Source organism: Streptomyces sp. NPDC002779 (assembly GCF_042888685.1).
In the GTDB taxonomy this organism is placed as follows: domain Bacteria; phylum Actinomycetota; class Actinomycetes; order Streptomycetales; family Streptomycetaceae; genus Streptomyces.
The window spans coordinates 65903-87708 of record NZ_JBIAQC010000006.1; the positions used below are offsets into that span (position 1 = coordinate 65903).

The 21806-nt window shown below is 71.7% G+C and carries 25 protein-coding genes; 15 read left to right on the plus strand and 10 right to left on the minus strand.

Annotated features, from left to right (window positions below; genetic code table 11):
• The first annotated feature begins 54 nt into the window (after positions 1-54).
• From ACFYW5_RS18370 to ACFYW5_RS18395, 6 genes are all read left to right on the plus strand, one after another.
• The gene (locus tag ACFYW5_RS18370) at positions 55-978 is read left to right on the plus strand and encodes an RNA polymerase sigma-70 factor (RefSeq protein WP_389418049.1); all 924 of its coding nucleotides are present in this window, start codon (positions 55-57) and stop codon (positions 976-978) included.
• Positions 979-1089: 111 nt separating this feature from the next.
• Complete coding sequence (locus tag ACFYW5_RS18375; protein ID WP_389418425.1) at positions 1090-2322, plus strand: NAD(P)/FAD-dependent oxidoreductase; 1233 nt, start codon at positions 1090-1092, stop codon at positions 2320-2322.
• Entirely contained in the window at positions 2315-3214 is a 900-nt protein-coding gene (locus ACFYW5_RS18380) for an RNA polymerase sigma-70 factor (RefSeq protein ID WP_389418050.1), read from the plus strand. The genes ACFYW5_RS18375 and ACFYW5_RS18380 overlap by 8 nt, the downstream gene beginning before the upstream one ends.
• Before the next feature lie 90 nt (positions 3215-3304).
• Positions 3305-3805 (plus strand): helix-turn-helix domain-containing protein, encoded by a 501-nt coding sequence (locus tag ACFYW5_RS18385; RefSeq protein WP_389418051.1) that lies wholly within the window; start codon positions 3305-3307, stop codon positions 3803-3805.
• Between the two features lie 86 nt (positions 3806-3891).
• Positions 3892-4575 (plus strand): hypothetical protein, encoded by a 684-nt coding sequence (locus ACFYW5_RS18390; protein WP_389418052.1) that lies wholly within the window; start codon positions 3892-3894, stop codon positions 4573-4575.
• A 132-nt stretch (positions 4576-4707) separates the two neighbouring features.
• Positions 4708-5043: a DUF2516 family protein gene (locus ACFYW5_RS18395; RefSeq protein ID WP_389418053.1), complete on the plus strand. Its 336-nt coding sequence runs from the start codon at positions 4708-4710 to the stop codon at positions 5041-5043.
• Between the two features lie 28 nt (positions 5044-5071).
• Here the strand turns inward: ACFYW5_RS18395 and ACFYW5_RS18400 are convergent, their stop codons facing one another.
• The 4 genes from ACFYW5_RS18400 to ACFYW5_RS18415 form a co-directional block, all read right to left on the minus strand.
• The gene (locus ACFYW5_RS18400; RefSeq protein ID WP_389418054.1) at positions 5072-6418 is read right to left on the minus strand and encodes a PP2C family protein-serine/threonine phosphatase; all 1347 of its coding nucleotides are present in this window, start codon (positions 6416-6418) and stop codon (positions 5072-5074) included.
• Between the two features lie 284 nt (positions 6419-6702).
• The gene (locus ACFYW5_RS18405) at positions 6703-7776 is read right to left on the minus strand and encodes an NlpC/P60 family protein (protein WP_389418055.1); all 1074 of its coding nucleotides are present in this window, start codon (positions 7774-7776) and stop codon (positions 6703-6705) included.
• A 185-nt stretch (positions 7777-7961) separates the two neighbouring features.
• Complete coding sequence (locus ACFYW5_RS18410; RefSeq protein ID WP_389418056.1) at positions 7962-8783, minus strand: class I SAM-dependent methyltransferase; 822 nt, start codon at positions 8781-8783, stop codon at positions 7962-7964.
• 19 nt (positions 8784-8802) lie between these two features.
• Positions 8803-9207 (minus strand): CPCC family cysteine-rich protein, encoded by a 405-nt coding sequence (locus ACFYW5_RS18415; protein WP_389418057.1) that lies wholly within the window; start codon positions 9205-9207, stop codon positions 8803-8805.
• 226 nt (positions 9208-9433) lie between these two features.
• Here ACFYW5_RS18415 and mshA point away from each other — a divergent pair, with 226 nt between their 5' ends.
• Together mshA and ACFYW5_RS18425 are read left to right on the plus strand one after the other, a co-directional pair.
• Positions 9434-10771, plus strand: coding sequence for a D-inositol-3-phosphate glycosyltransferase (mshA, locus tag ACFYW5_RS18420; RefSeq protein WP_389418058.1), 1338 nt, complete (start codon positions 9434-9436; stop codon positions 10769-10771).
• Positions 10764-11261 carry a YbjN domain-containing protein gene (locus ACFYW5_RS18425; RefSeq protein WP_389418059.1) on the plus strand — a complete coding sequence of 166 codons (498 nt, stop codon included), beginning with the start codon at positions 10764-10766 and terminating at the stop codon, positions 11259-11261. Before mshA ends, ACFYW5_RS18425 begins: the two co-directional genes overlap by 8 nt.
• Here ACFYW5_RS18425 and ACFYW5_RS18430 read toward each other — a convergent pair.
• Positions 11258-12070: an AraC family transcriptional regulator gene (locus ACFYW5_RS18430; protein WP_389418060.1), complete on the minus strand. Its 813-nt coding sequence runs from the start codon at positions 12068-12070 to the stop codon at positions 11258-11260. The two genes, ACFYW5_RS18425 and ACFYW5_RS18430, sit on opposite strands and share 4 nt — an antisense overlap.
• Positions 12071-12119: 49 nt before the next feature.
• Between ACFYW5_RS18430 and ACFYW5_RS18435 the strand changes: the two genes are divergently transcribed.
• Positions 12120-12563 carry a DUF2000 family protein gene (locus ACFYW5_RS18435; protein ID WP_389418061.1) on the plus strand — a complete coding sequence of 148 codons (444 nt, stop codon included), beginning with the start codon at positions 12120-12122 and terminating at the stop codon, positions 12561-12563.
• A gap of 16 nt (positions 12564-12579) precedes the next feature.
• On the opposite strand, the gene ACFYW5_RS18440 is transcribed toward ACFYW5_RS18435, so the two are convergent.
• On the minus strand, positions 12580-13836 hold the full coding sequence (locus ACFYW5_RS18440) for an MDR family MFS transporter (RefSeq protein ID WP_389418062.1): 1257 nt from the start codon (positions 13834-13836) through the stop codon (positions 12580-12582).
• A 151-nt stretch (positions 13837-13987) separates the two neighbouring features.
• Here ACFYW5_RS18440 and ACFYW5_RS18445 point away from each other — a divergent pair, with 151 nt between their 5' ends.
• Positions 13988-14749, plus strand: coding sequence for a phosphoglyceromutase (locus ACFYW5_RS18445; RefSeq protein ID WP_389418063.1), 762 nt, complete (start codon positions 13988-13990; stop codon positions 14747-14749).
• Positions 14750-14836: 87 nt separating this feature from the next.
• On the opposite strand, the gene ACFYW5_RS18450 is transcribed toward ACFYW5_RS18445, so the two are convergent.
• The 3 genes from ACFYW5_RS18450 to phoU all read right to left on the minus strand — a co-directional run bounded on the left by ACFYW5_RS18450 (position 14837) and on the right by phoU (position 16190).
• Positions 14837-15085: an SCO4226 family nickel-binding protein gene (locus ACFYW5_RS18450; protein WP_389418064.1), complete on the minus strand. Its 249-nt coding sequence runs from the start codon at positions 15083-15085 to the stop codon at positions 14837-14839.
• A gap of 148 nt (positions 15086-15233) precedes the next feature.
• Positions 15234-15398, minus strand: coding sequence for a hypothetical protein (locus ACFYW5_RS18455; RefSeq protein ID WP_389418065.1), 165 nt, complete (start codon positions 15396-15398; stop codon positions 15234-15236).
• Positions 15399-15500: 102 nt separating this feature from the next.
• Positions 15501-16190 (minus strand): phosphate signaling complex protein PhoU, encoded by a 690-nt coding sequence (gene phoU, locus ACFYW5_RS18460; RefSeq protein ID WP_351982500.1) that lies wholly within the window; start codon positions 16188-16190, stop codon positions 15501-15503.
• A gap of 233 nt (positions 16191-16423) precedes the next feature.
• Here phoU and ACFYW5_RS18465 point away from each other — a divergent pair, with 233 nt between their 5' ends.
• Together ACFYW5_RS18465 and ACFYW5_RS18470 are read left to right on the plus strand one after the other, a co-directional pair.
• On the plus strand, positions 16424-17701 hold the full coding sequence (locus ACFYW5_RS18465) for a sensor histidine kinase (protein ID WP_389418066.1): 1278 nt from the start codon (positions 16424-16426) through the stop codon (positions 17699-17701).
• The gene (locus ACFYW5_RS18470) at positions 17698-18378 is read left to right on the plus strand and encodes a response regulator transcription factor (protein ID WP_127179272.1); all 681 of its coding nucleotides are present in this window, start codon (positions 17698-17700) and stop codon (positions 18376-18378) included. The genes ACFYW5_RS18465 and ACFYW5_RS18470 overlap by 4 nt, the downstream gene beginning before the upstream one ends.
• A 71-nt stretch (positions 18379-18449) precedes the next feature.
• Here ACFYW5_RS18470 and ACFYW5_RS18475 read toward each other — a convergent pair whose 3' ends face one another.
• Positions 18450-19121: a DUF461 domain-containing protein gene (locus ACFYW5_RS18475; protein WP_389418067.1), complete on the minus strand. Its 672-nt coding sequence runs from the start codon at positions 19119-19121 to the stop codon at positions 18450-18452.
• A 636-nt stretch (positions 19122-19757) separates the two neighbouring features.
• Between ACFYW5_RS18475 and ACFYW5_RS18480 the strand changes: the two genes are divergently transcribed.
• The 3 genes from ACFYW5_RS18480 (at position 19758) to ispF (ending at position 21770) form a co-directional block, all read left to right on the plus strand.
• Positions 19758-20240, plus strand: a complete 483-nt coding sequence (locus ACFYW5_RS18480; RefSeq protein WP_003953493.1) for a CarD family transcriptional regulator — start codon at positions 19758-19760, stop codon at positions 20238-20240.
• Between the two features lie 281 nt (positions 20241-20521).
• Complete coding sequence (gene ispD, locus ACFYW5_RS18485) at positions 20522-21283, plus strand: 2-C-methyl-D-erythritol 4-phosphate cytidylyltransferase (protein ID WP_389418068.1); 762 nt, start codon at positions 20522-20524, stop codon at positions 21281-21283.
• The gene (gene ispF, locus ACFYW5_RS18490; protein ID WP_389418069.1) at positions 21273-21770 is read left to right on the plus strand and encodes a 2-C-methyl-D-erythritol 2,4-cyclodiphosphate synthase; all 498 of its coding nucleotides are present in this window, start codon (positions 21273-21275) and stop codon (positions 21768-21770) included. The genes ispD and ispF overlap by 11 nt, the downstream gene beginning before the upstream one ends.
• Positions 21771-21806 lie beyond the last annotated feature (36 nt).

Here is a 21806-nt window from a genome sequence, read left to right on the forward strand (position 1 = left end):
GGGCTGTCTCGTCTCAAGGGTGAGCGGCGACCGGGCCGCTCGGGAAGGAGCCGCGTGACCCGCACGGAGGAGTTCGAGGAGCTGCGCACGCTGCTGTTCGCCATCGCCTACCGGATTCTCGGCAGCGTCGGCGAGGCGGAGGACGCGGTGCAGGAGACCTGGCTGCGCTGGGAGAGCGCCGAGACGCGCCCGGCGTCCACGAAGGCCTACCTGTCGACCGTGGTCACCCGGATCTCCATCGACGTCCTGCGCTCGGCACGGGTGCGCCGGGAGCAGTACGTCGGCCCCTGGTTCCCCGAGCCCCTGCTGAACGACCCCTACGAGGACCCGGAGCGGTCGGCGGAGCTGGCGGACTCCCTGTCGATGGCGGCGCTGGTCCTGCTGGAGCGGCTCACCCCGCTGGAGCGGGCGGTGTTCGTGCTGCGGGACGTGTTCGGGTTCGGCTTCCCGGAGATCGCCTCGGCGGTGGACCGCTCGGAGCCGGCGTGCCGTCAGCTGGCGGTACGGGCGCGGCGGCACATGGACGCCGGGCGGCCGAGGTTCGAGGCGGACCGCAAGGAGCGGGAGGCGCTGGCGGAACGGTTCTTCGACGCGTTCCGGGAGGGGGACGTGGACGGGCTGCGGGAGCTGCCGGCCGGCGATGTGCAGATGGTCGGCGACGGCGGAGGCAAGGCTCCGCAGTGGGCGCGGGCCATCGTGGGCGCGGAGAACGTGGCGCGGCTGCTGGTCGCGATGGCCCAGCCGTTCGAGCTGATCGGCGTCACGGCCGAGCCGCACGAGGTGAACGGGCAGCCCGGGGTGATCTTCCGGGACCGGGACGGCAAGGTCATCAACATCATGGCGATCGACATCGCCGACGGCCGCGTCCGGGCGATCCGCTCGGTGATCAACCCCGAGAAGCTGACCCACGTGGGCCCGGTGGCGGACGCGTGGGCGGTGATGCGGGAGGCGAACCGGGCCCGCCGGGCGGAGGCGTGATCTGGCTCACGTCCTGTCACAGCCGCCCCGGGCCCGGTGTCTGAAGGCCGGATCCCTGCAATCGGATCCTGCAATCGGATCCCTGCAATCGGAGGAGGCATCGTGACTTTCGTGGCCGAGAACGTCGAGGTCGTGGTCGTGGGAGGCGGGTACGCCGGGGTGATGGCGGCCAACCGGCTCACGCGGCACGGGAACGTGCAGGTGACGGTGGTCAACCCGCGGGCGGGCTTCGTCGAGCGGATCCGGCTGCACCAGCTGGTGGCCGGGACCGACGACGCCGTCGTCGAATACCGGGAGGTGCTGACCGAGGGGGTCCGGCTGGTCGTCGACTCCGTCGAGCGGATCGACGCGGCCGGGCGCCGGCTGGAGCTGGCGTCCGGGGGCAGCGTCTCCTACGACTACCTCGTGTACGCCGTCGGCAGCGGCAGCGCCGAGCCCGGGGTTCCCGGTGCCGATGAGTTCGCCCGTCCCGTCGCCACCCTGGAGGAGGCGGAGCGGCTGCGGAACGAGCTGCACGACACGCCCGTCTCCGCCCCGGTCACCGTCGTGGGCGCCGGGCCGCTCGGCATCGAGGTCGCCACCGAGCTGGCGGAGGAGGGGCGGGCCGTCACGCTGGTGTGCGGTGGGGCGCTCGGGCCGTATCTGCACGCGCGCGGGCGGCGTTCGGTGGCGAAGCGGATGGCGGCGCTCGGGGTGAGCGTCCTCGACGGGCCCGGCAGCACGGTGACGGCCGTGACGCGGGACGCCGTACGGCTGGAGGACGGCCGTGAGGTGCCGAGCGCGGTGACGGTGTGGGCCGCCGGGTTCGGCGTACCGGATCTCGCCGCGCGCAGCGGGCTGAGCACCGACGCGCTCGGCCGTCTGCTCACCGACGAGACGCTGACCTGTGTCGACGACGTACGGATCGTCGCGGCCGGCGACAGCGCCGCCCCGTCGGACCTGCCGCTGCGGATGAGCTGCCAGGCCGCGATACCGCTCGGCGCGCGGGCCGCGGACACCGTGCTCAGCCGGGTCGCGGGGGAGGAACCGGCGACCCTCAACCACGTCTTCGCCGGGCAGTGCGTCAGCCTCGGACGGAAGGCGGGCATCTTCCAGTTCGCCCGCCGGCACGACGTGGCGGTGTGGTTCCACATCGGCGGCCGGCTCGGCGCGCGGGTCAAGGAGTTCGTGTGCAAGGGCACCGTCGGGCACCTGGCCGGCGAGGCGGCCAAGCCGGGCTCGTACCGCCTGCACAACGTCTCGGGCGGCCCCCGGCGCGGCGAGCAGCTGGCGGCCCGGAGCACTGAGGCCACCGCCGGACACGTGGCCGCGGGCCCGTACAGGGGAGAGAACGATCATGAGTGAGCACGTCACCGACCCGGCGACCGAGATCTTCGTCGCCCACCGCAACCTCCTGTTCACCGTCGCCTACGAGATGCTCGGCTCGGCGGCCGACGCGGAGGACGTACTCCAGGAGACCTGGCTGCGGTGGGTCGAGCTCGACCTGGACCAGGTGCGTGACCCCCGCGCCTACCTGGTCCGGATGACCACCCGGCAGTCGCTCAACCGCCTGCGCACCCTGAAGCGCCGCAAGGAGTCCTACGTCGGCCCCTGGCTGCCCGAGCCGCTGCTCACCTCGCCGGACGTGGCCGAGGACGTCGAACTCGCCGAGAGTGTCTCGATGGCGCTCATGCTCGTCCTGGAGACACTCTCGCCGACGGAACGCGCCGTCTTCGTCCTGCGCGAGGTCTTCGACGTCGGCTACGACGAGATCGCCGAGGCCGTCGACAAGACCCCCGCGGCCGTACGCCAGATCGCCCACCGGGCCCGGCAGCACGTCGACGCCCGCCGCCCCCGCGAGGCGGTCTCCGCGAGCCGGACCCGGGCGGCGCTGGAGTCCTTCCGGCACACCATCGAGACCGGCGACCTCCAGGGCCTGCTCGACGTCCTCGCCCCCGACGTGGTCCTGATGGCGGACGGCGGCGGCGTCAAGCAGGGCGGCGCGGTACGCCCGATCGTCGGTGCCGACCGGGTGAGCCGCTACATCATCGGCGGCGCCGGAAAGGCCAAGTTCACCATCGGTTACGAGCCCTGCGTGGTGAACGGCCACCCGGCCCTCGCCCTCCTGGTGAACGGCGAGACCGACGGCATCATGGCGATCCGCCTGGACGACGACCGCATCACCGGCCTCTACTACGTCCGCAACCCGCAGAAGCTGACCCACATCGACACGGAGAACCGCCTCACGCTGCGCTGAAACTCCGCCGGGGCCGCCGTCGGCATGACATGGCGCACTATTGCAAGCAGGTGCTTGCAATAGTTAGCGAGGGTGGTGCAAGGTGGGGGCATGGCAACACTCAACGTCGGCAATCTCGGTGAGTACCTGCGCGAGCAGCGGCGCAACGCCCAGCTCTCGCTGCGGCAGCTCGCCGATGCCGCCGGGGTGTCCAATCCGTATCTGAGCCAGATCGAGCGCGGGCTGCGCAAGCCGAGCGCGGAGGTCCTCCAGCAGGTCGCCAAGGCGCTGCGGATCTCCGCCGAGACGCTGTACGTGCGGGCCGGAATCCTGGACGCCGAGCGGGACCGGGACGAGGTGGAGACGCGCGCCGTCATCCTCGCCGATCCCACGCTGACCGGGCAGCAGAAGCAGGTGCTGCTCCAGATCTACGAGTCCTTCCGCAAGGAGAACGGATTCGCGATAGCGGCGGACGACGACGCCATGACGGGCACCGGCGCCGACGCCGGGCCCGTCCGGCTCGACGACGGCCCCCGCACCCCAGCCGCCGGCAAGGACGCCGGCGCACCGGACACCGAAGACCCGCGGGAGCCGCGGCCGCCGGCCGGCTGAGCCGGGCGACCGGCCGCCGTCGCACGCGCCCCGCGGGACCGCCCCCACCCACCCTCATCTGCAGTAACCCCGGGAGGACCAGCAAAATGGCCATCACCGACGACCTCCGCAAGACCCTCAGCGACCCGACCCCGCTCTACTTCGCCGCCGGCACCGCCGACCTGGCCTTCCAGCAGGCCAAGAAGGTCCCCGGCCTGGTCGAGCAGCTGCGTGCCGAGGCCCCGTCCCGGATCGAGGCCGTGCGCAACACCGACCCGAAGGCCGTGCAGGAGAAGGCCGCCGCCCGCGCCAAGGAGGCGCAGGCCCGGGTCAAGGAGACGCAGGCCCGGGTCAAGGAGACGCAGGAGACCCTGCAGTCCAGGGTCAGCGAATTCATCAGCTCCCTCGACGGGGACCTGAAGAAGCTCAGCACCACCTTCGACGCCGACCTGAAGAAGTTCGGCGAGAACGCCCAGGACTTCGCGCTGCGCGGCGTCGGCGTGGCCGCCGAGTACGCCGTGAAGGCCCGGGAGACCTACGAGAAGGTCGCCGAGCACGGCGAGCAGGCCGTGCGGACCTGGCGCGGCGAGGCGGCCGAGGAGATCGAGGAGCTCGCCATCGTCGTGGAGCCGAACGCCAAGCCCGTCGAGGTCACGCAGGAGGACAAGCCGGCCGAGCCGAAGCCCGCCGCGTCGGCCGCGCCGAAGAAGTCCCCCACCCCCACCCCCACCCCCAAGAAGACGGCCCCGCGCAAGCCGGCCGCCAAGAAGACGACCCCGCCCGCGAAGTAACCGGGCCGGGCGATAACCGGACGGGCCGGGCACTTGGCGAGTGCTCGGCCCGTTGACCGGGTAGCGGGCCTGCGGTTGCGGGTACGGTGACCGCGTAGGGACGAGCCGAGTCGGGTGGTGGACGTTGTGCTGATGCAGGGCTTCGCAAACTTCATGTGGCTGCTGAGCATGGCCCTGATCCTTTTCAGCGGTTTCGCGCTGATCGACGCCGCCACGCGCCGCGAGGACGCCTACCGCGCGGCCGACAAGAAGACCAAGCCGTTCTGGCTGATCGTCCTCGGGCTCGCCTTCGTGGTGAACCTGATCTTCAACATCCTGTCGTTCCTGCCGATCATCGGCCTCATCGCCACGATCGTCTACATGGTGGACGTCCGCCCGGCGATCCGCTCCCTGCCCGGCGGCGGCCGCAACACCCGCAGGGGTTCGAGCAGCGACGGCCCCTACGGCCCGTGGAACGGCGGGCGCTGACCCCGCCCGCCCGGAGCGGGCCCCCGGCTCAGCGCTCCCGGTCCAGCAGCAGCACGGCCACGTCGTCCGTCAGCTCGCCGCCGTTGAGGTCCCGGACCTCGTTCACCGCCGCTCCCAGCAGCGCCTCTCCGCGCAGCCCTTCGGCCAGCTGCCGACGGACCATGGACACCATCCCGTCCTGGCCCAGCCGTTCCTTGCCCGCGCCGATCCGGCCCTCGATCAGCCCGTCGGTGTAGAGCATCAGGCTCCACTCGGCACCCAGCTCCACCTGCATCCGGGGCCAGCGGGCCCCGGGCAGCAGCCCGAGCGCCGGCCCGTTGTTGTCGTACGGCAGCAGCTGCGCCGCCCGCCCGGGGCGGGCCAGCAGCGGTGAGGGGTGCCCGGCCAGGCACAGCCCCGCCCGGCGGCCGTCCGGCGCTATGTCCACCGTGCACAGCGTCGCGAAGATCTCCTCGTCCGACCGCTCGTGCTCCAGCACCTGCTGCAGCGTGCCGAGCAGCTGGTCCCCGCAGAGCCCGGCCAGGGTCAGCGCCCGCCAGGCGATCCGCAGCTCGACACCGAGCGCGGCCTCGTCGGGACCGTGCCCGCAGACGTCGCCGATCATGGCGTGCACGGTGCCGTCGGAGGTGCGGACCACGTCGTAGAAGTCCCCGCCGAGCAGCGCCCGCGACCGGCCCGGCCGGTACCGCGCGGCGAACCGCAGGGGCGAGCCGTCCAGCAGCGGCGTGGGCAGCAGGCCCCGCTCCAGGCGCCGGTTCTCCTGCGCCCGCACCCGCCCCTCGGCGAGCCGGCGCTCCGCCGAGTCGGAGCGCTTGCGCTCCACCGCGTACCGGATCGCGCGGCTCAGCAGCCGGCCGTCCAGCTCGTCACGATGCAGATAGTCCTGGGCGCCCACCCGGACCGCCTGCGCGCCGCGCTCGGCGTCGCCGGAGGCGGTGAGGGCGAGGACGGCGTGCCGCGGCGCGAGCTCCAGCACCTGCTTGAGCACGGCGAGCTCGTCGCTGTCGTCGCCGCGGCCCGGCGCGGGCAGCGCCAGGTCCAGCAGGATGCAGTGGACGTCGTCGGTGAGCAGCCGCTCGGCCTCGGTGAGGTTGCGGGCGGAGCGCACCCGGATCGGCCTGCCGGCCCGGTCGTGCAGTTCGGGCAGCACCGTGGAGCCGCCCGGGTCGTCCTCGATGAGCAGCAGCGTCAGCTGGGTGTGGGCGGCGCCGGTGGCACCGGTGTGGGGCGTGTTCGTCTGCTCGGTGTGCTCGACCGTGGCGTCCTTGCGCGGGGCCTCTCCGGCCGAGGGGCCGCCGACCGTGGGTGCGGCTGCCTGCGCCTGACCACTCTCCACGGCCGGGATCGCTCTCTGCCGCGGTACGGGTACGGGCATCGTCTTGGGTTCCTTCCCTCCCCCCGAGGGCATGGCGGGGACGAGGGACCTCGACCCACCGACGGGGACCATAGCGGTAGTCGGCCCCGCAACGGAATGGTGCAGGCCACGCCGTTCAGCGGCTGGCCACTGTCATATGCCGCGTTCTGTACCGCAGTTGGGCAGGGCGGCGGCCCCCGGGGGATGACGAACGTCACGCCCGCCCCCGGTTTGCACGGCCGTTGGGGTGCGGTGCGTCACGTGGCCCCGGTCACCCCGGGGCCCCGGTATGCGTGACTCCGGTCTCATACGTCCGGTCGTACGACCGCCAGGATCGGCATGGAACCGGCCCCCGCGATGGTCACCGTCCGCCCGGGGCGCGGAGAGTGCACCATCGCGCCGTCGCCGACGTACATCCCGACATGACTGGCGTCGTCGTTGTAGATGATGAGGTCGCCGGGGCGCATCTGCGCGATGTCGATGCGCGGAAGCTGCTTCCACTGCTCCTGCGAGGTGCGCGGAATCGCCACTCCGGCCGCCGCCCAGGCCTGCGAGGTCAGCCCGGAGCAGTCGAAGGTGTCGGGCCCCTCGGCGCCCCACTCGTACGGCTTGCCGAGCTGGGCGGTGGCGTACGCCACGGCCTTCTTGCCCTGCGCGGACGCCTTGCCGTCGATCTCGTCGAGTATCCCGGAGTCCAGCCAGGCCGTCTGCGCCTGGTGGGCGGCCCGTCGCTCCAGCTCGGCGAGGCGCTCCTTCTCCTCCGCCTCCAGCTCCGACTCCAGCTTCTCGGCGGCCTTGATCTGCTTCTTGATCTCCGCCTTCGCCCTGGCCTTGGTCTTGCGGTTGGCTTCCAGCTTCTCCCACTGGGCCGAGGCGTCCTTCGCGTACTGCTCCAAGTCCTGCTGGGTGCGGGTCAGTTCGCGCAGGAGGCCCTTGGTGGCGCGCTCGCCCTGGATCACCCGGCCCGCGCCGTCGAGGAACTCCTGCGGGTCGTCGCTGAGCATCAGGTGGGCCTCGTCGGGCAGTCCGCCGCTGCGGTACTGCGCGGCGGCCGCGGCACCGGCCCGCTTCTTGAGTTCGTCGACCTTCTTCTGGCCCTTGACGATCTTCTTCGCCAGGGCCACGAGCTCGGCGGACTGCTGCTCGGCCTTCTCCTCGGCGGAGTTGTACGCGTCGGTGGCGACGGCGGCGTCGTGATAGAGCCGGTCCAGCTTCTTGCGTACGACCTCAAGGTCCTTGGTGGTGGCCGGAGTCGGGGTCACGCTCGGCACCGGTGCCGGGGTCGGACTCGCGAACGCGGTGCCCGGGGCCGCCAGCACGGTCACCGCGCAGACCACGGTGACGGCGGCGGTGATGAGGCTGCGCCTGCCCGTACCCATACCACTTCCCCCAACCTGATTAACCGTCAGTAACTTACGGATGCCTGGGGGATCGTGCCATGCCGCCGCGGAAAACGACAGAGGTCGCACACCCTGCTGCTTCCCCCCTCTCCCACCCCCGCACGACGATCTCCCCGCCTATGTGACGAACGACATACGGAGATCGTTCCCCGCAGGTCAGTGCGTTACGGCCGTGATCGCGCCGGCGCCAATGCCCCCCACGCCACCGTCACTTCGCCCTGCCGCCAGCGCGCCGGCCCGTCCAGCACCGGCCAGTCGGCCGTCAGCTCCCGCACCGCCCGGATCCAGCGCTGGCGGGCGCCGAAGGAGGCGTAGGGCGCGGCGGCGGCCCAGGCGCGGTCGAAGTCCCGCAGGAAGGCATGGACCGGCTCGCCGGGGACGTTGCGGTGGATGAGCGCCTTCGGCAGCCGCTCGGCGAGGTCCGAGGGCCGCTCCAGCGAGCCGAGCCGGGTCGCGAAGGTCACCGTCCGCGGCCCCTCGGGTCCGAGCGCGACCCACACGTGCCGCCGCCCGATCTCGTCGCAGGTCCCCTCGACCAGCAGCCCGCCCCGCGAGCCGGGGCCGGCCGGGGCCAGCCGCGCGCACAGCCGCTCCCACACGGCGGCGACCTCGGCCTCCTCGTACTGGCGCAGCACATTGGCGGCCCGGATCAGCAGCGGCCGCCCCGGGACCGGGATCTCGAACCCGCCGTGCCGGAAGACCAGCCCCTCGCGCTCGTAGGGCCGGGCGGCAGCGACCCGCGCCGGGTCGATCTCGACGCCGACCACGCGCGCGCGGGGCGCGACGGTACGCAGCCGCTCCAGCAGTTCCACGGCCGTCCAGGGCGCGGCGCCGTATCCGAGGTCGACCGTGACGGGGTCGGGGGCCCGCCGCAGCTCGGCGCCGTGCGTGGCCGCGATCCAGCGGTCCATGCGGCGCAGACGGTTGGGGTTGGTGGTCCCGCGCGTCACCGTTCCCACGGGGCCGGCGGGGGCGCGGGCTGTCATGTCTACGAGGGTATGCGGCTCACCGGGCGAGGTGGCGCCGCCAGTAGGTGGGCCGCCAGTAGTAGAGGACGGTCAGGTCGTCCGGCATCCGGCCGCCGGGCGCCTGCTCGAAGGGGTCCCGGGCGGGGTCGGCCGGGCGGAACCCCGGGTCCAGCGGCTCGTCGTCCTTCGGCGGGCGCGCCCGGCGCCGGACCTGCTCGGCCACCGCGCCGGTCCGCCGGTAGTTGGCCTGCGCCTCGATCAGGCTCAGCCCGTGGTTGGGGCCGAAGTCGATATGCGGGAAGCGCAGCTGGAAGGGGTCCTCCTCCCACCGGCAGACCTCGCAGATCTCGTAGGCCCACAGCTCCAGGAGCGTCAGATGGCCGCAGCAGGGACAGGGGAGCCGCTCTTCGGCGGGTAACTGGAGATCGTCCGGGTCCGGCATATGCCTGAGGGTAGGGCGGCGGCCTTGCGCCCGCGCCCTCTTTTCGGGGTTGCGCGGCCGCCCGTTCCCGGGCCACGCAGCCTGCCCTCGAACGGTTGAGCGACTGGCGGTAATGATTCGGCAAAGAACCCTCGGCCGGAAATGGAGCCGGACCTTCCGGTGTTCACCCCCGTGGAGGGCCCGCACGTCCTCCCTCAGGCATGCCCGCAGCGAGGAGGAACGCCCCGTGAGCCACTACGTCGGCAGGCTCGGGCGTCGCTCCGCGGTGACACCCCCGCGGTTGCGTCTGCACCGCCGGCCTCGCCGTATCGCGATGCTCTCCGTGCACACCTCACCGCTCCACCAGCCCGGCACCGGGGACGCCGGCGGCATGAACGTGTACATCGTGGAGCTCGCGCAGCGCCTCGCCGCGATCAACATCGAGGTCGAGATCTTCACCCGCGCCACCACCGCCGCCCTCCCGCCCACCGTGGAGATGGCCCCCGGCGTCCTGGTCCGGCACGTCGACGCGGGCCCCTACGAGGGCCTCGCCAAGGAAGAACTCCCTGCCCAGCTCTGCGCCTTCACCCACGGCGTGATGCAGGCCTGGGCCGGCCACCGCCCCGGCTACTACGACCTCGTGCACTCGCACTACTGGCTCTCCGGCCACGTCGGCTGGCTCGCCGCCCAGCGATGGGGCACCCCCCTGGTGCACGCCATGCACACCATGGCCAAGGTCAAGAACGCCAACCTCGCCGCGGGCGACACCCCCGAACCGGCCGCCCGGGTCATCGGCGAGACCCAGATCGTCGCCGCCGCCGACCGGCTCATCGCGAACACCGCGGAGGAGGCCGACGAACTCGTCCGCCACTACCACGCGGACCCCGGCAAGGTCGGCGTGGTCCACCCCGGCGTCAACCTCGACCGCTTCTCGCCGGCCGACGGCCGCGCCGCCGCCCGGGCCCGCCTCGGCCTGCCCCAGGACGCCCTGATCCCGCTCTTCGCGGGCCGCATCCAGCCCCTGAAGGCCCCGGACGTCCTGCTCCGCGCGGTCGCCGTGCTGCTCGACGAACGCCCCGAGCTGCGCTCGCGCATCCTCGTGCCCGTCGTCGGCGGCCCCAGCGGCAGCGGCCTCGCCAAACCCGAGGGCCTGCAGAAGCTGGCGGCCCGCCTCGGCATCGCCGATGTCGTACGGTTCCGCCCGCCCGTCGGCCAGGAACAGCTCGCGGACTGGTTCCGGGCCGCCTCGGTCCTCGTCATGCCCTCCTACAGCGAGTCCTTCGGCCTGGTCGCCATAGAGGCACAGGCGTCCGGTACGCCGGTGCTCGCGGCGTCGGTCGGCGGACTGCCGGTGGCCGTGCGCGACGGACGGACCGGCTTCCTCGTACAAGGCCATCAACCGGCCGCCTACGCGCGCGTGCTGCGCGAATTCGCCGACCAGCCGGAGCTGTCCGCCCGGATGGGCGCCGCCGCGGCCCGGCACGCCCAGTCCTTCGGCTGGGACACCGCGGCGGCCGCCACCGCGGACGTCTACACGGCGGCGGCCCAGGCCCACCGCCGTCGCGTACGCTCGCACCATGGGTGATGCGCAGCAGACCGTCGAGGACTTCCTCCAGGACGCGGAGCTGGAGTGGGAGAGCCCCGAGCCCGGCACCTACGTCGTGAAACTCCCCGGCACGCGCAAGCTGTCGACCACGCTCTCCCTGCGGCTCGGCCGCCACTCGCTGTCGCTGAACGCCTTCGTCATCCGCCACCCCGACGAGAACGAGCCCGGCGTCCACCGCTGGCTCCTGGAGCGCAACCTCAAGCTCTACGGCGTCAGTTACGCCGTCGACCAGCTCGGCGACGTCTACGTCACCGCCAAGCTGCCCCTCTCGTCCGTCACCCCCGACGAACTCGACCGCCTCCTCGGCCAGACCCTGGAAGCCGCCGACGGCGCCTTCAACACCCTGCTGGAACTGGGCTTCGCGAGCGCCATCCGCAAGGAGTACGAGTGGCGTGTCTCCCGAGGCGAGTCCACCCGCAACCTCGACGCCTTCACCCACCTGACCCAGCGTCCCACCGGGTCGTCCTAGGAGCGCTCCCCGTGCCGAGCCCCCGTCCCCGCGTATCTCCCCGGGGTCGTGCCCACCAGCTTGCGGAAGTGGCGGGTGAGGTGGGCCTGGTCGTAGAAGCCGGTCGCCGCCGCGACCTCGCCGAGCGGGCGGCCGTCCAGGAGGAGGCGGCGGGCGCGGTCCACGCGGCGGGAGTTCAGGTACTGGTGCGGGGCGATGCCGTAGGCGGTGCTGAACGCCCGTACCAGGTGGGCGGGATGGGCCTGGAGCAGTCCCGCCGCCTCCTGCAGTGAGAGCCCTTCGACGACCCGTTCGTCGAGGAGTTCGCGCAGGCTGCGGGCTAGGGCGGGACCGCTGCGGGCTCCGTCCGCCGGGCGCGCCCGCAGATGCGTGCGCAGCCGCTCCCCGACGAGCGTCAGCCGGCTCTCGGCCTCCAGCTCGTCGCCGGGGCGGGCCAGGGCGGTGTGCAGTTGGCCGACCCGGTGCCGCAGCAGCGGGTCGCGCAGGTCGGGAGTGTCCACGGCGGCCCCGATGAGGTCGGCGGCGAGCCGGGAGGTGTCGAGGTAGAGGACGCGCTTGCGGAAGCCGTGCGGGGTCGCCGGAGCGCCGTTGTGCGGGACGTGCGGCGGCAGCAGCGTCACCGTGCCGTGCGGGGTGCCGTGCTCGTGCCGGTCGAGGTCGTACCGTACGGCGCCGTCGTCGACGATGAGGAGCGTCCACGCCTCGTGGACGTGCATCGGATAGGCGTACTCGGTGAAGTGCGCGTGGAAGACCTCGACGACACCCGGAACCCGGGGACGCCAGGCGGTCACCTCGCGCTGAGCGGCCATGCAAAGAACGTACAAGACGCGGCTGTACGGCGGTCGGCAGTCTCGGTCCATGAACGCGACGAACCCGCTCACCGCCGAACCGATCCGCTTCGACACGAAGATCGCCGTGCTGCTGCGCGAGGACCTGGAGCCCTGGCAGCGGCTGAACGTGACCGCGTTCCTGGTCAGCGGCCTGGGCACCCAGGTCCCCGAGGTGATCGGGGAGCCGTACGAGGACGCCGACCAGGTGGCGTACCTGCCGATGTTCCGGCAGCCGGTGCTGGTCTTCCAGGGCTCCAAGGAGACGCTGACGGCGGCCCACGCGCGCGTGCTGTCGCGGGCGCTGCCGCGCGCCCTGTTCACGTCCGACCTGTTCGCCACCGGCAACGACCGGGACAACCGGGCCGCCGTTCGGGCCGTGCCGACGCGGGACCTGGACCTGGTGGGGCTGGCCGTGCACGGGCCGCGCAACGCGGTGGACAAGGTGCTGAAGGGAGCCCGGATGCACCCCTGAGGGGCACCCCCGGGCGTCAGGCGGCGGCGGTCTCGGGGCGGGCCGGGGCCGGCGCCGCGGCCGGGGTCTCCGGGGCCGGCAGGCGGCGCATGAGCACGCCGTACCCGATCCCCGCGACGGTCCCGATCACCGCGCACAGCCCCCACAGCCACTCCGCGCCGTACCGGTCGATGACGACCCCGGACATCAGCGGCGCGACCAGCGAGGCGACGGCCCAGGACATGGTGTACATGCCCTGGTAGCGGCCCCGGCCGTGGGTGGGGGAGAGCCGGACGACCAGGCTGGTCTGGGTCGGGGCGTTGACGATCTCCGCGAGGGTCCAGACGCAGACGGTGAGGGCGAACAGACCCACGGACCCGGCGAAGGCGGTCAGCCCGAAGCCGTACCCGGCGAGCACCGAGGAGATCACCAGCAGCCGCCGGGGATCGCGGTGCTCGATGAACCGGGTGACCGGGATCTGCAGGACGACGATCAGCACGCCGTTGACGGCGATGGCCATGCCGTAGTCGGCCGGGGTGAACCCGGCGTCGCCCATGGCGACGGGCAGGCCGATGTAGCCCTGCTGGAAGATGAGGGCGATCAGGAAGGACAGGCCCACGACTCCCATGAACCGCCCGTCCCGCAGCACGGTCCCGAGTCCTACGGCGGACTCCTCGGCCTTCACCGCCTCCGTGCGCTCGGGCCGGGACTCGGGCAGCTTCAGGAAGACGACGATCGCGCAGGCCAGGGTCATGACGCCCTCGGCGAGGAAGCCGACCCGGTAGCTGTACTCGGCGATGAACCCGGCGGCCATGGAGGAGACGGCGAAACCGAGGTTGATGGCCCAGTAGTTGAGCGAGAACGCGCGCACCCGGTCCTCGGGCCGGACGATGTCGGCCATCATCGCCTGCACGGCGGGCCGGGAGGCGTTGGAGGCCATCCCGACGAGGAAGGCGACGCCGGCGATGGCGGCGGGGTGCTGCACGAACCCCAGCGCGGCCACCGAGACGGCGGTGGCGCTCTGCGAGACCAGCAGCGTGGGCCGCCGCCCGAGCCGGTCGGTCATCACCCCGCCGCCGAGCGAGGAGACGACACCGCCGAGGCCGTGCAGGGCGACGACGAGACCGGCGTAGGAGGCGGAGTAGCCGCGGTCCAGGGTCAGGTACAGCGCCATGAAGGTGGCGACGAAGCCGCCGAGCCGGTTGACGAGGGTGCTGGTCCACAGCCACCAGAACTCCCGGGGCAGCCCCGAGACGGTCTCCCGGACGGCACGTCTCAGGGCGGCGACAGACATGAGAATCCCCCGGATGTGTAAGTGGCGCGAGCGGCAACCACAACTTACGAAGTGCCGTCGGCCGGGGGCCACTCAATTAACAGATCCCGTCAACCGTCCGCCTTCTGGTCGGGGGCGCAAGTGATCAGAAGGTTCGATTACGCTCCTTCTCATGGCCGACGCACCGTACAAGCTGATCCTCCTCCGCCACGGCGAGAGCGAGTGGAACGCGAAGAACCTGTTCACCGGCTGGGTGGACGTCAACCTCAACGAGAAGGGCGAGAAGGAGGCAGTCCGCGGTGGCGAACTCCTGAAGGACGCCGACCTCCTGCCCGACGTGGTCCACACGTCCCTCCAGAAGCGGGCGATCCGTACGGCGCAGCTGGCCCTCGAGGCCGCCGACCGCCACTGGATCCCGGTCCACCGCTCCTGGCGCCTGAACGAACGCCACTACGGCGCCCTCCAGGGCAAGGACAAGGCCCAGACGCTGGCCGAGTTCGGCGAGGAGCAGTTCATGCTCTGGCGCCGCTCCTACGACACCCCGCCGCCGCCGCTCGAGGACGGCGCGGAGTTCTCCCAGTCCGGCGACGCGCGCTACGCCACCATCCCCCCGGAGCTGCGCCCCCGCACGGAGTGCCTGAAGGACGTCGTCGTCCGCATGCTCCCCTACTGGTACGACGGCATCGTCCCCGACCTCCTGGCCGGCCGCACGGTCCTGGTGGCGGCCCACGGCAACAGCCTGCGCGCCCTGGTCAAGCACCTGGACGGCGTCTCGGACGCCGACATCGCGGGCCTGAACATCCCGACGGGCATCCCCCTGTCCTACAGCCTCGACGCCGACTTCAAGCCCCTGAACCCGGGCGGCACCTACCTCGACCCCGACGCGGCGGCCGCAGCGATCGAGGCCGTGAAGAACCAGGGCAAGAAGAAGTAGTCGCCCGCTCGGAGCAACTCGCTCCAATCTCTCGGAGCAAGCCTCCTACCAGCGGTTTCCACCCCTGGTAGGGGGCTTTTTCCCGCGCTAGACGGTCAGCGGCACGGCGTGGACCTCGTCCGCCTTGTGCCCCGCGCGTTCGTGGATGCGCTGCACCGCCTCCGCCGAGGGCGCCTCGGAGAGGCAGTAGACGGTGCCGGACTCCGGATCCGCCCAGGCCCGCTCGAAGTGGACCCCCTCGTCCTTCTCGATGGCGAGGTCCGCCTTGTGGGCCTCGTGCAGCTGATCCGACGTGATGCCCTGCATCCCGTGGTGTACGTCCATGAACCGGGCCATGGCACGCCTCCTTCCGGTCCTCCTTCCATGCTGCGCCTCCACCGGCCCGCGAGCACGACGAAGCCCGCGAGCACGACGAAGGGCCCCGGCAGCCGCGCCGGGGCCCCTCACCGTCGTACGCCCTTCACCGTCGTAAGAGCAGAAGCACTCAACCGCACTGGCACGGGTTGCCGGACTGGCAGCCGCACTGGCAGCCCGACCCGCAGCCGCACGCGCCGATCAGCATCAGGTTCTGGATCTCGGCGGGCTGCTCGGTCGGGCGTTCCTGCGTGGGGTCGGGTGTGGTGCCGGGCGTGCCGGGGGAGTCGGCCATGGTCCCTCCTCGTCGAGGCTGGTGCCTGTTCCCCATTGCATGCCCGCTCCACTGGGCGCATCAACGGCGCACGGGGGCTCTCACGCACGCCCCCGAGCGGTGTCAGGCCCCTTCCACGCCCTTCACGGCCGCGATGTCCTGCTGGAGATTGTCGGCGTGCTCGCCCGTCACCAGGAACACCACCCGCTTGGCGACCGCCACCGCGTGGTCGGCGAACCGCTCGTAGTAGCGGCCGAGCAGGGTGACGTCCACGGCGGTCTCGATGCCGTGCTTCCAGCGCTCGTCCATCAGGTGCTGGAAGAGCGTGCGGTGCAGCAGGTCCATCGCGTCGTCGTCGGTCTCCATCTGGAGCGCCAGGTCGACGTCCTTGGTCACGATGACCTCGGCGGCCTTCGCCATCAGCCGCTGCGCGAGCTGGCCCATCTCCAGGATCGTGGCGTGCAGATCGTGCGGAATGGCCCGCTCCGGGTAACGCAGCCGGGTGAGCTTGGCCACGTGCTGGGCCAGGTCGCCGGAGCGCTCCAGGTCGGCGGACATCCGCAGCGAGGTGACCACGATCCGCAGGTCGGTCGCCACCGGCTGCTGACGGGCGAGCAGGGCTATCGCCCGCGCCTCCAGGTCGTGCTGGAGGTCGTCGACCTTCTGGTCGGCCTCGATCACGCTCTCGGCCAGCTTCAGGTCGGAGTCGAGGATCGACGTCGTGGCGCGTCCGATCGCCGACCCGACCAGGCGGGCCATCTCCACCAGGCTGTCGCTGATCGAGTCAAGTTCCTCGTGGTACGCGTCCCGCATGAGGGTTCCCTCTCGTACGTGTTTCTTGGGGTTCCGGGGGCCGGGGCCAGTGTGCACGTCCTGCTGAACCGGCGCTATCGCACCCCACGCTCTCACCGTCCGACCCGCACGCGTCCGTTTCTGCCACCCCAAATGAACCATCGCTGGCACCAAGGTGAACTCTGGGCGACGAGTGTTCGAGCTCGCACTCGGATGGCTGTGGCCTGGACCGAACCCGTGCCTAACCTGGAAGCATGGACGTGAACGCGGCGGTCGCCGCAGCGGCAGCGATTGCCGGGGTACTCACCGGCGTGGTCGCCATGCTGGCGTTCCGCTGGAGCGAACGCGACCAGGCGCGACCCACCAGAACCTCCCTGCACACCGATCCGGTACTGCCCCCCGGCGTCGACACGGTCCTGTCCGTACTCCGCTCCTCCGCGGTCGTACTGGACGAGGCCGACGCCGTCGTCAAGGCCAGCTCCGCCGCGTACGCCCTCGGGCTGGTGCGCGGCGGACGGCTCTCCGTGGAACCGATGCTCCAGATGGCCCGGGACACCCGGCGCGACGGCGAGATACGCCAGGTCGAACTGGACCTGCCCCGGCGCGGCACCGGCCGCGGCGAGGCCCTCGCGGTCTCCGCCCGGGTGGCGCCGCTCGGCTCCCGCCTGGTGCTGCTGCTCGTCGAGGACCTCACCGAGGCCCGGCGGATAGAGGCGGTACGGCGCGACTTCGTCGCCAATGTCAGCCACGAGCTCAAGACCCCCGTGGGCGCTCTCTCCCTGCTGTCCGAGGCCGTCATGGACGCCTCCGACGACCCGGAGGCCGTGGAGCGCTTCGCGGGGCGCATGCAGATCGAGGCGACCCGGCTCACCAACCTCGTCCAGGAGCTGATCGACCTCTCCCGGGTGCAGAACGACGACCCGCTGGAGGACGCCGAGCCTGTGCGCGTGGACGAACTGGTGGCCGAGGCCGTCGACCGCTGCCGGCACGCCGCCGGCACCAAGCAGATCACCATGGCGGCCGGCGGCACCGCCGACCTGAGCATCTGGGGCCACCGCGGCCAGCTCGCCGCGGCCCTCGGCAACCTCGTCGAGAACGCCGTCAACTACTCGCCCGCCCGGACCCGGGTCGGTATCGCCGCCCGCCGGCTGACCGCACCGGGCGGCGACCATATCGAGATCGCCGTGACCGATCAGGGCATCGGCATCTCCGACAAGGACAAGGAGCGCATCTTCGAGCGCTTCTACCGCGTCGACCCGGCCCGTTCCCGTGCCACCGGTGGTACGGGGCTCGGGCTGGCGATCGTCAAGCACGTGGCCGCCTCGCACGGCGGGGAGGTCACGGTGTGGAGTTCCGAGGGACAGGGCTCCACGTTCACCCTGAGACTGCCGGAGGCGGGCGCGGCCCGCGACCGAGCTCAGCAGCATCCCGCCCTCGACGACGAGGCCGGGCGCCCCGCCGATCCGTCCCACGACACACCCCCCGAGTCAGCCGCGTACCAGACGCTTTCCGCCCCGGAGGTCCATCCGTGACCCGAGTGCTCGTCGTCGAGGACGAGGAATCCTTCTCAGACGCCCTGTCGTACATGCTCCGCAAGGAGGGCTTCGAGGTCGCCGTCGCGTCCACCGGGCCCGACGGTCTCGACGAGTTCGAGCGCAACGGCGCCGACCTCGTCCTGCTCGACCTGATGCTGCCCGGCCTGCCGGGCACCGAAGTCTGCCGCCAGCTGCGCGGCCGCTCCAATGTCCCCGTCATCATGGTGACCGCCAAGGACAGCGAGATCGACAAGGTCGTCGGCCTGGAGATAGGAGCCGACGACTATGTCACCAAGCCGTTCTCGTCCCGCGAGCTGGTCGCCCGGATCCGGGCCGTCCTGCGCCGCCGCGGCGAGCCCGAGGAGGTCACCCCGGCCGCCCTGGAGGCGGGTCCGGTCCGTATGGACGTCGACCGCCACGTGGTCACGGTCTCCGGCTCGAAGGTCGACCTCCCGCTCAAGGAGTTCGACCTCCTGGAGATGCTCCTGCGCAACGCGGGCCGCGTCCTGACCCGGATGCAGCTCATCGACCGGGTCTGGGGCGCCGACTACGTCGGCGACACCAAGACCCTCGACGTCCACGTCAAGCGCCTGCGCGCAAAGATCGAACCCGACCCGGGCGCACCGCGGTACCTGGTGACGGTGCGGGGGCTGGGCTACAAGTTCGAGCCGTAGGCCGTCTGACGGGCGGTACGACGAAGGGCGGGACCCTCAGGGGGTCCCGCCCTTCTCCGTCGTACGGTCGCTCAGTGGCCGGCCGCGGCGTGCGACTCCGTGGCCGAGGCCGAGGCGGCGTCGGTCGGGGTGCCGGTGGCGCCCTCGGCAGGCTCGCCCGTGGCCTCGCCGGTCGCCTCGCCCGTCGGCTCCGTCGTCGGGGACGCGGTGTCCTCGCCCGGCGCGGACGGGACCGCGGTCGGGCCCCAGCCGGTGAAGTAGCTCTCGGCCGGGACGACGAAGGCGCGCAGGGACACGTCGCCGGTCTCGCTGAAGGTGAAGGTCATCGGCTGGGCGTTGCCGTCCTTGACGTTCTCCGGCGTGCCGGAGAGCAGGGCGGAGGCGTTGCCCGAGCCACCGAGGGTGAGCGAGCCGCCGGCCGGGATGGACAGGCTCTTGCCCTTGGCGGGCTTGAGCTCCAGGGGCTCGTCCGCCCCCTCGATGGTGATCGACTCCAGGGTCTGGGCGCGGGTGCCCTCGTTGAAGAGGGTCGCGGCGACCACGGCCGGGTCGCTCGCCTCGGGGTCCGGCTGCGTGATGATCACGGCGTTCTGGACCTTGATGTCGCCGACCGTGGTGGCGGCGTTGTCCGGCTTGACTTCCAGGGTCTGTGCGTTGTTGCCGGCTCCGCACGCGGCGAGCGGAAGAATCGAGAACGTGATGGCGGCGGCGGCGATGACGCCGCGTCGAAGGCTGCTGCTCACGGCGGCGGCAACTCCTTGACTCGAACGGGGCGGGCGCATAAAGCCGCCCTAAGTGTCTGTCAGCGCGCTTAGGTTACCGAGCCGTTCCCGCCCCGCCGCACCCGACCCTCCCCTGGACCCCACAAGAGTCTTCGGCCGGCCCCGCGGAAGCGTCCCGCTTCACCGGTCCCGTCGCTCACAAGTGACCCACGAGTCACTTTGGCTCCGCAGCTGTCTGTCATTCACATAAGTCCCGTGGGCATACCCACGACACAGGCTCGCGAAATTTCCGTGAAGGAATGCGCGACCCTCCGGAAATTGATCACCGACCGTGCTCGCCGACCCCTCGTGATCAATTCCGGAATCGTCCGGTACCCGCCTCCGGCCCCCGAACGGAGTAGCGGAAGTCGCACACATGGAACCGGACATATCAGGATGTTCGGCCGCTTGACGGCGCCTCCTGATGTGTGTGACGGCCGCGTTTCACCTCGCCCGGAGAGCCGCTCCGACCTGCGAATTCCTTGTTCCGGTCAGCCCGCGCAGCACGTTCCTGTCGCTGTTGTCAAGCCCCGAGATATGCCCTGACCTGCGAAAACACCATTCAGAAGCTGCGGTTTCCGTGTTACTCTGGATAGCCACGGAAGGGGTACCTGTCACATGACGTTCAAGGTTGGCGACACCGTGGTCTATCCCCATCACGGGGCCGCGCTGATCGAGGCCATCGAAACTCGCCAGATCAAAGGCGTGGACAAGACCTACTTGGTGCTGAAGGTCGCCCAGGGTGACCTGACGGTACGTGTGCCAGCGGACAATGCGGAGTTCGTCGGCGTGCGTGATGTGGTCGGCCAGGACGGGCTGGACCGGGTCTTCGAGGTGCTGCGCGCGCCGTACGCCGAGGAGCCCACGAACTGGTCTCGTCGTTACAAGGCAAATCTGGAGAAGCTCGCCTCCGGCGATGTCATCAAGGTCGCGGAAGTCGTGCGTGACCTGTGGCGTCGTGAGCGTGAGCGCGGACTGTCCGCCGGTGAGAAGCGCATGCTCGCCAAGGCCCGCCAGATCCTGGTGAGCGAGCTCGCCCTCGCGGAGAACACCAACGAGGACAAGGCCGAGGCGCTCCTCGACGAGGTCCTCGCGTCCTGACGCCCGCAGCCAGCAGGCTCAGCCACTCAGCACATTGAAATGCCGCGGTGCCCGATGACATACCCACGTCGCCGGGCGCTGCGGCATGTTCGTTGGTGCGTGCCGTCTCACGCCGTGCATTCCTCGTGCACTCCTCGGGGGGAGCTTCCCCCGATACTTGGCGTGCCGGGCCCGGGCAGCTGGCTCGACCAGGGTCACGGAAGGGTCCGGTCAAGGCGTCGCGCCCGGCACTGCCCAGGCCATACCCACGCCAGGCCAGCACACAAACCTGACAGGAACCGATGTCTGACGAATCGCGCCCTTCGCCCGCGCAGGCCCGTGCGACCACCCCCACGGCTGCCGTGATCCCGGCCGCCGGCCGCGGGGTACGCCTCGGTCCCGGCGCCCCCAAGGCACTCCGCTCGCTGGGCGGCACCCCCATGCTGATCCACGCGGTGCGCGCCATGGCCGCCTCCCGAGCCGTCTCCCTGGTCGTCGTCGTGGCCCCGCCCGAGGGCGCCGCCGAGGTGAAGTCGCTGCTCGACGCACATGCCCTGCCGGAGCGCACCGACTTCCTGGTGGTCCCCGGCGGTGACTCCCGCCAGGAGTCGGTGAAGCGGGGCCTGGACGCGCTGCCGCCCGAGTACGGCATCGTCCTCGTGCACGACGCGGCCCGCCCGCTCGTCCCGGTGGACACCGTCGACGGCGTCATCGAGGCCGTACGGGACGGCGCCGGCGCGGTGGTCCCCGCGCTGCCGCTCGCGGACACCGTCAAGGCGGTCGAGCCGGCCGGCGAGGGCGAGCCCGAGCGGGTCGTCGCCACCCCGGACCGGGCCCGGCTGCGCGCGGTGCAGACCCCGCAGGGCTTCGACCGGACGACCCTGGTCCGCGCCCACGAGACGGTCACCGACCGCGTCACCGACGACGCCGGCATGGTCGAGCAGCTCGGCCTCCAGGTCGTGGTGGTCCCCGGCCACGAGGAGGCCTTCAAGGTCACCCGCCCGCTGGACCTGGTCCTCGCCGAGGCGGTCCTGGCGCGCCGGAGGCTCAACGATGGCTTCTGAGGCGCCCCTGCTGCCCCAGGTCGGCATCGGCACCGACATCCACGCCTTCGAGGAGGGCCGCGAGCTGTGGTGCGCGGGCCTGAAGTGGGAGGGCGAGGGGACCGGGCTCGCCGGTCACTCCGACGCGGACGTCGTCGCGCACGCCGCGTGCAACGCGCTCTTCTCCGCGGCGGGCCTCGGCGACCTGGGGCAGCACTTCGGCACGGGACGGCCCGAGTGGTCGGGCGCCTCCGGCGTCGTCCTGCTCACCGAGGCCGCGCGCATCGTCCGCGCGGCCGGCTTCACCATCGGCAACATCGCCGTCCAGGTCGTCGGGCCCCGCCCGAAGATCGGCAGGCGCCGCGACGAGGCCCAGAAGGTCCTCTCGGAGGCGGCGGGCGCGCCGGTCTCCGTCTCGGGGGCGACGACGGACGGACTGGGGTTCCCCGGTAGGGGTGAAGGTCTGATGGCGGTGGCGACGGCGCTGGTGGCCAGAACACCGGGCTGACAGTTGTCCACAACCGTCGGAGGCACCCGCCCGCGC